The 1,202-nt window shown below is 63.2% G+C and carries 1 protein-coding gene; it reads right to left on the bottom strand.

Annotated features, from left to right (window positions below):
- Positions 1-53: 53 nt before the first annotated feature.
- Positions 54-1,202, bottom strand: a 1,149-nt coding sequence (locus KFO72_RS41840; protein WP_107204399.1) for a porin, incomplete at its 5' end; no start/stop codon positions are given.

Genomic DNA, 1,202 nt, shown 5'->3' with positions numbered 1-1,202 from the left:
AAAAAGCGCCGCAATCGCGGCGCCCTGTCCTGCTTCTGCAATGTCAACCAGCGTCAGAACCGGTGCACCATGCCGACGCCCACGCCCACCATGCTGCGCGATGACGAAGGCGTCGAATTGAAGCCGTCGCCGATCGTCGCCGTCGCGTTGATGATGCTGCGGCCGCCCGTGCCCAGCGTCTGGCCGTTCGCGCGCTGATACGCCTGCAACGCATACAGACCCGTACGCTTGGACAGCGAGTAATACTCGGACAGGTTGACCTGCGAATACGAGGCGTTGCTCGTGATGCCGTTGGCCTTCGTCGCGCGCGTGTAGGCATAGCCCGTCGCGAAGTCCCATGCCGCCGTCGGCTTCCAGTGCAGCACGACGCCGCCCGAGTTCCAGATCGACAGGTCGTGGAAGCCCGACCCGATGCCCGGAATGTACTGCACGTTCGAATACGTCGCCGTAATGTCGAACTGGCTGTTGAACGTATAGCCCGCGCCGACCGCGAAGCGTTGCTGCGCGCGCGCCGACTGGTAGCCGTTGGTCACGGCCGAAACGCCCGCCTGCGCACCTGCATTCGACGTCGTCGTATCGGCGCCGAACGTGCCGCCATTCACGTTGGAGTTGTTGATCTTCGAGAAGCCGACTGCGATGCCGATCGGGCCTTGTGCATACTGGACCGCCGTGCTCCACGTCGAGCCCTGATACGCGCTGCCCGCCACGCCGCCGAACGAATACGAACCGCTGAACTTGAAGCCGTAGATTTTCGGCGACATGTACAGCAGTGTGTTGTTCGCACGATAAATCGTATCGAGACCGTCGACGTCGCCCGCGTGCGCGCCATAGAAGCCGGTGAGCCAGGTGGTCGGGCTGTACGGCGACAGCAGCTGGTAGTACGACGCGTACTGGCGGCCAGCCGTCAGCGAACCGTAGTTGTCGTTCGTGACGCCGACGAACGCCTGGCGGCTGAACATCAGGTTGCTCGTCGACATCGCGCCATTGTTCGCGCTGAAGCCTTCTTCCAGTGTGAAGATCGCCTTCGTGCCGCCACCGAGGTCTTCTGCGCCCTTCAGGCCGAAGCGGCTGCCCGCCCACACGCCCGTGACCATCTTGACGGACGAGTGACCGCCCGTGGTCGAACCGAGCGTCGTCGAGCTCGACTGATAACCGATGCCGTTATCGACGATGCCGTACAGCGTCACGCTGCTTTGCGCGAA

It is taken from the genome of Paraburkholderia sp. XV (assembly GCF_020177535.1).
Lineage (GTDB): Bacteria > Pseudomonadota > Gammaproteobacteria > Burkholderiales > Burkholderiaceae > Paraburkholderia > Paraburkholderia caribensis.
Note: the sequence above shows the minus strand (reverse complement) of the source record. Positions and strands in the feature narration are given on the sequence as shown.